Source organism: Hydrogenispora ethanolica (assembly GCF_004340685.1).
In the GTDB taxonomy this organism is placed as follows: Bacteria; Bacillota; UBA4882; order UBA8346; family UBA8346; genus Hydrogenispora; species Hydrogenispora ethanolica.
The window spans coordinates 40588-46920 of sequence record NZ_SLUN01000009.1 but is presented as its reverse complement, the minus strand read 5'-3'; the positions used below and the strand labels follow the sequence as shown (position 1 = coordinate 46920).

Sequence of the window (6333 nt, the reverse complement as noted above, 5' to 3'; positions counted from 1 at the left end):
TCCGTAGCGTCTTCCTCTACAGCTTCCTCAGAATCTTCTTCTAATTCTTCCGTAGCATCTTCTTCCACGGCTTCCTCAGAATCCTCTGCGATCTCTTCCGTAGCGTCTTCCTCTACAGCTTCCTCAGAATCTTCTTCTAATTCTTCCGTAGCATCTTCTTCCACGGCTTCCTCAGAATCCTCTGCGATCTCCTCCGTAGCGTCTTCCTCTACAGCTTCCTCAGAATCTTCTTCTAATTCTTCCGTAGCATCTTCTTCCACGGCTTCCTCAGAATCCTCTGCGATCTCTTCCGTAGCGTCTTCCTCTACAGCTTCCTCAGAATCTTCTTCTAATTCTTCCGTAGCATCTTCTTCCACGGCTTCCTCAGAATCCTCTGCGATCTCTTCCGTAGCGTCTTCCTCTACAGCTTCCTCAGAATCTTCTTCTAATTCTTCCGTAGCCGCTTCCTCAATGGTGAATCCGCCTTTTACGACAGCACTTTCACCATTGGGGTTGGTCACAACGACGTCATAACTACCAGTCGGCTGTCCACTGAGATCGAAATTGCAAGTAATTCCAGCGTCATCAACCGCGACATCAGTGCCCGTTATCGTCGTGTCATCGCTGCCGTTCAACTCAACGGTAGCGTCGGGATCAAAACCCGTTCCCGCAATGGTTACGGTAATGACCTCACCATTACCGCCCTTTTCCGGAACGACGGCTGATGTGGAGTCGATGGCGGGCGCAGCAAAAATCGGGACTGCGCAAAGGAGAAAAAGAACCACAGCCAGTCTTGTAATTTTAAATGACATTGTTGAACCTCCTTTTACCAAGTCTAACCAACAATGTAACGGTCCATGGCATCACCTCGCTTGACAAATTCCAAGCCTAGCTTCAGGAAATATCGCATTGGGCCGAAAGCCCCAGAAACTATCCAGTTGGTAAGTAAAATGAGGTTTAAATATCGATAACGAATATTTAGAAAGGATGGAAAAATCATGAAACCCAGGTGAAAGTGAATATCTTGCAAACCTTATCGTAGAACCCGAGCGTTTAAAATGGAAGATACTGTTGACAGAAGACATCTGAATATTGCTAACTTATGGTAACCGATTTCTAATATATTACTTCTACATATCCTGTAATAATCCTGTAAAAATTTTTCGGCTTCGCGTGTTTATTTTGCAATATTTCTCCTAAAAAACCGAGGTCATGGCGGTTACCGGAGCTTTCAACGACCGCCGGACCGTTCAGTGATACGGCAATCCAGCGGCGGCTGCCAAGAAGTCATTGCAGATACGCCGCTCCGAGCCGCTTAGTCTTTTGAGTATCGGGGACCCAATAATATAAGATAGATCGGGTCAAGGGATCCCTGGCATAAGCTGACCGCCCCGGAAGCTGATGATAGCTGACCGCAGCTAAAGGGATCTGCTTGAATGTCCAGGCCAGCTTGAAGAGTTCTAGGTCAGATAGATTGGTATCCAGAATATCGGTTTTGGCCTTCCGAATCAGGCGGAGCAGATCGGAGAAGTGCTCCGGTTTGAGCAATTTCTCTCCCAAAGCTCTTAATACCAATTGCTGATTCCTTTGGCGACCAAAATCCCCATCGGATAGGGAAGCGCGCTCCCTGACCAGATCCAGGGCGGTCGCTCCGTTGATATGGCTTGTACCCGCCGGAAGGGTCTGATGGCCGTAGGTCAACTTCACCGGCTCCTCCAACGTGATATCGAGCCCGTCGATGCTATCGATAAAGTCGGCGAAACCCCGGAAATTGACCTTAATATAGGAAGTAATGGAACAATCCAGCAAGGCGGCGGTAGCCGCCAGCGTCGCCTGGGTTCCAGCCCCGTTGCCACCCGCCATCTCCCCGACGATGTGCGTGTGGTTCAGTTTGGTGTATCCGACACCGGCGACTTTTACCCGGGTATCCCGCGGAATGCTGATGAGGTTAATCTTTTTTTGGACGGGATTCACATGGGCGATCATGATCATATCGGCGCGCGCTTTATTGTCCGACCAGCTATCGACGCCGAGCAGCATCAGGTTAAATCCCTGGGGCCGTTGCGGCTTCCCCTCGGGGCGCTCCCCGGAGGGAGCGGGTTGCGACGGCTCCGCAGTACCTCGTAATGACTGCTGAAGAACGGGCCGCAGCAAACGCTGCGGATCAGCCAAAGCCCAAAGACCTAACGCGAATACCAGCAAAACCGGTATAACAATAGAATAGATTGTCCTGCCTCTCATCATTGCGTTCTCCCCATCGAAACATGCGGCGGGAGTCTTCCACCGGAGCGGTTCCCTGCTCTGCTGACCAAATCCCCGGCAGAATCGAGCCTTCGGAAACGATGTCCAGGCGATGTTCTCCTTCCCCAATTGGCTCCGTAGTGAAACAGCCATTCCAGGAATCAGGATCCGCAACGGTGCTGTGCCGAATCCTCGTCGACTCCCGATTTCTCCTGTTTTGGAAGGCCAAGGGCCCCTGTCCTATTGTCGAGGCGCCTCTCAGAAGCGACGCATCCAAATCCTGACAAAAGATACTATGCCATGATGAATCAAAATATGTCATAAAAGATGGATTGAAAAAAGTTACAAAAGTATCACGAGGACATACTGGGGTTATTCCAAATGCAATCTCGGTATGTTCACTCACGGGCTGCACCGAACGCGCCGGGGCGATGGATTTCTCCCTCAGACTACCGGACTGGGTATCATGAGGCGAGCAGTACTCCTAAATTACGCGCCAAGATCCGGTCCTGGCAATAATCAGTCATGCCCAAGCGTTTCAGGGTCTGCTGTGTCACCCCGGGCAACTGCTCCAAAGCGACGCCGCTCAGAATGGCGGCAGTCTCCGCTTCATGGAAGGTCTCCTTCATCACCACGGTGCGTAGCCGCTCCCGGTTTTGCGGACAGACGGTCTGGCATTTCATGCAGCCTACCAGCGCATGGTGATCATGGGCGTTTACCCAGTCGGGAAATTCGCCGCTGTTCTCATTCAAATAGGTGAGGCACCTCTCGGCATGAATCAGAAACCGTTCCGGATCAATACAACCGGTGGGGCAATTCCGCAAACAAACGCGGCAAGCCTCGCATTCCGGCATTTTGCTTGCTTCCTGCCACGAATCTTCGCTCAACGGCAGGTCGGTGAAGAAGGCCATGATCGTATAAAAGCTGCCCATGCCTTCAATATAGGAGATGTTATTCCGGCCGTAGCGGCTGAGCCCGGACCGGACCGCCAGCAATTTCTGGGGCAGCCGGGCCTGCACTCCATGATATCCTTTGCTTTGCAACGCGTGGGCCACGGTGGCGGCGACGCGGCCATCGTCCTCTGCAATATAGGTGGGGGGAACCAGTACGGGATGGAAACTTCCCCGCCATTCAAACTCCAACTGCATCAGCGGTTGCGCCGCCGCCACCACCAGAATCGAGCGGGCTTCCGGCAACTGCTTTGTATAGTCGAATTGCCAGTCGCTCAAATATCGTTGAATGAGCGTTTCGTCCAAAAGCCCCGCCGCGCGCCGCGCCGCGATCTCCTGCCGCAGCTCCTCCAGGTGCTCGATAGCGACCATCCGTCCCGGATAACCCTCCTCCGCCAGCATCGCGACGATCCGTTCCTCGTCCTGATTCATCAGTATTCCCCCCTCATGCAGTAACTATTGTAAAGTTGTATGGTAGTTACACGATCGTTTCAAGTATATCATTCTCCCGTTTCAGCGTCAAGCCGGCGGGTCAATTCCGAAAAAAGCGCCGCAGCGGCTACAATCCTCTGGCTCGACGGGCCGGGCGGGGGACCGGAAACTGCTGCCGGGCGATTGCGTTTGAAAGAACTCCCAAAAATGCCGATCCATGAAAAAACGCCGCGGATTCGATCGTCTCCCGCGACGTTTTCTTCACTCATCACCCCGTCGGTGATTCGTTATTAAAAAGGCTTTATTCGAACCGCCAGCGCACACCCTGCGGAGTATCTTCGATGAGCACTCCTTTTTGCTTCAACTCATCCCGGATCTGATCCGCCAGCGCCCAATTCTTGGCTCCTTTAGCCTGGGTACGCTGGGCGATGAGGGCCTCCACCTCCGCCGCGTCCACGGTCGCCGCCTTGGCACCGCCCTCGGCCTGGAACAGGCCGAGCACTTCGCCGCCGAGTTCCAGCAGGGTATCCAAAGCCTCCTGGAGCAGTTGCTGAGCCTCCGCCGTCAATTGGAAATCCTGACTCTGCGTCCAACGGTTGACTTCCCGCACCAGATCGTAAAGGCTCGCCAGGGCCTGCGGCGTATTGAAGTCATCCTCCATCCCGGCAATGAAATCGGCCCGGGTTTCGGCGATCTGCTGCCGCACTGCCGGAGCGGCCGCTCCGGCCTCCCCGGGAGTTCCCGCTTGCTTCAGCAGATGCTCCCAATTGAAACGGGCGGTCTCCAACCGCTCCAATCCCTTGGCCGCGGTCGCCAATTCTTCCTCGCCGAAGCTGATCGGATTCCGGTAATGGGTGCCGACCAGCCAAAAACGGACCACTTTGGGTGAGAACTTGCTCATAACATCGCGGATCGTGGAGAAGTTCCCCACCGACTTGCCCATCCGGTTGCCGCCCACGGTCACAAAGGCATTGTGCAGCCAATAATGGACGAATTGCTGTCCGAGATAAGCCTCGGATTGAGCGATTTCGTTTTCATGGTGGGGGAAGACCAGATCCTCGCCGCCGCCGTGCAGATCAAAACCGGCTCCCAGGTACTTCAGGGACATCGCCGAGCACTCGATGTGCCATCCGGGACGGCCCGGACCCCAGGGCGAATCCCAGGCGATCTCCCCCGGTTTGGCGGCCTTCCAGAGCGCAAAGTCCATCGGGTCCCGCTTGGCCTCGTTCACCTCGACCCTGGCTCCGGCCCGCATCTCCTCCAGATCCCTCCCGGACAGCTTGCCGTACTCGCTGAACTTGGCGACCTGAAAATAGACGTCGCCGTTCAATTCATAGGCAAAACCTTTGTCGACCAAAGTCTGGACCATCGCAATGATCTCCGGGATGTGCTCCGAAACCTTCGGATACCTCTCGGCCGGCAATACCCCCAGCTTTGCCATGTCTTCCAGACAGATCTGGGCATACTCCCCTGCCAGCTGCAAAGGATCCTTGCCCAGCTGTTTGGAACGGTTGATAATCTTGTCGTCGACATCGGTGAAGTTTTGAATGAAAGTCACCTGATAGCCCTGGTACTTTAAGAAACGGCGCACGCAATCCCAGAAGACCCAAGGCCGGGAATTGCCGATATGCGCAAAATCGTACGGGGTGACGCCGCAGGCATAGATCGACGCCTTGCCGGCTTCGCGCGGCACAAAATCTTCTTTCGTCTTGGACAACGTGTTAAAAACGCGAATTGCCATTGTTGCCTCCATCATTCGCTAGATTCGTGAAATAATTGCCGGTATGATAATGAAAATAAGTCCATTCAATCCCTTGCTCCGATATTCTCCACTTCCGCTACACTCCAGCGCATGGGCGGCGGAGTGAGTCCGGTCCTAACAGCCATTCCCCGACCGCAAGTTGATCTTTTTCTCCGCCTCCAGTTCCTCGATCCGCGTTTCCAATTCATTGATCTTATGCTGCAAACACTGAAGCATCTGGGCCACCGGATCCGGCAGATTGTTATGGGCCAGATCCGGGCCGTTCACCCGGACGCCGTTCTGAACCACCACGCGGCCGGGAACTCCGACCACCGTGGTATTCGGAGGAACTTCGCGCAATACTACGGCTCCGGCGCCGACTTTCACGTGATCCCCAATCTTGATCGAACCCAGAATCTTGGCACCGGTGGAGATCATCACGCCATTACCGATGGTCGGATGGCGTTTTCCCTTCTCCTTGCCGGTCCCGCCCAAGGTGACTCCTTGAAAGATCGTGACATCATCGCCGATCTCCGCCGTTTCCCCGATCACCACTCCCATCCCGTGGTCGATGAAGAGACGCCGGCCGATTTTCGCCCCGGGGTGGATCTCGATCCCGGTCCACAGCCGGCTCCATTGGGAGATGAAGCGCGCCAATAAAAACCAGTGCCGCTCATAAAGCCAATGGGAGACGCGATGCCAGAACAACGCATGGACTCCCGGGTAGCATAATAGCACCTCCACCCAGGAACGGGCCGCCGGATCGCGGTCGAATACAGTCTGAATATCTTCACGCAGATGATTAAACATGCGCCACCTCCTGATTTCCAAAAAGATCGGCCCTGCCCCAAGAAGGCGGCCGGGTGAAAAGACCATCGAGGTTCGCCCTCCGCCGCTTTCACTGATTCCGGCGATCAAAAAACCTTCGTCTCCGACAGAGACGAAGGCCTGCTTCGCGGTTCCACTCTGATTGGGTGTTATCCACCCCGC

The 6333-nt window shown here is 54.5% G+C and carries 4 protein-coding genes and 1 pseudogene; all 5 read right to left on the bottom strand.

Annotated features, from left to right (window positions below):
• A pseudogene (locus tag EDC14_RS26750) lies at window positions 1-791 on the bottom strand (bacteriophage T4 gp5 trimerisation domain-containing protein); the annotation flags it as partial.
• 475 nt (window positions 792-1266) lie between these two features.
• The gene (locus EDC14_RS09220) at window positions 1267-2220 is read right to left on the bottom strand and encodes an LCP family protein (protein WP_207930728.1); all 954 of its coding nucleotides are present in this window, start codon (window positions 2218-2220) and stop codon (window positions 1267-1269) included.
• A gap of 464 nt (window positions 2221-2684) precedes the next feature.
• Window positions 2685-3602 (bottom strand): 4Fe-4S double cluster binding domain-containing protein, encoded by a 918-nt coding sequence (locus tag EDC14_RS09215; protein WP_132013998.1) that lies wholly within the window; start codon window positions 3600-3602, stop codon window positions 2685-2687.
• Window positions 3603-3903: 301 nt separating this feature from the next.
• On the bottom strand, window positions 3904-5343 hold the full coding sequence (gene cysS, locus EDC14_RS09210) for a cysteine--tRNA ligase (RefSeq protein ID WP_341540152.1): 1440 nt from the start codon (window positions 5341-5343) through the stop codon (window positions 3904-3906).
• Between the two features lie 135 nt (window positions 5344-5478).
• Window positions 5479-6153 (bottom strand): serine O-acetyltransferase, encoded by a 675-nt coding sequence (gene cysE, locus EDC14_RS09205; protein ID WP_132013997.1) that lies wholly within the window; start codon window positions 6151-6153, stop codon window positions 5479-5481.
• Between the last annotated feature and the right edge of the window lie 180 nt (window positions 6154-6333).

Excerpts from the sequence above, each read along its gene's own strand:
- EDC14_RS09220 (WP_207930728.1), bottom strand. The coding sequence starts at position 2,220 with ATGAGAGGCAGGACAATCTATTCTATTGTTATACCGGTTTTGCTGGTA.
- EDC14_RS09215 (WP_132013998.1), bottom strand. The coding sequence starts at position 3,602 with ATGAATCAGGACGAGGAACGGATCGTCGCGATGCTGGCGGAGGAGGGT.
- cysS (WP_341540152.1), bottom strand. The coding sequence starts at position 5,343 with ATGGCAATTCGCGTTTTTAACACGTTGTCCAAGACGAAAGAAGATTTT.
- cysE (WP_132013997.1), bottom strand. The coding sequence starts at position 6,153 with ATGTTTAATCATCTGCGTGAAGATATTCAGACTGTATTCGACCGCGAT.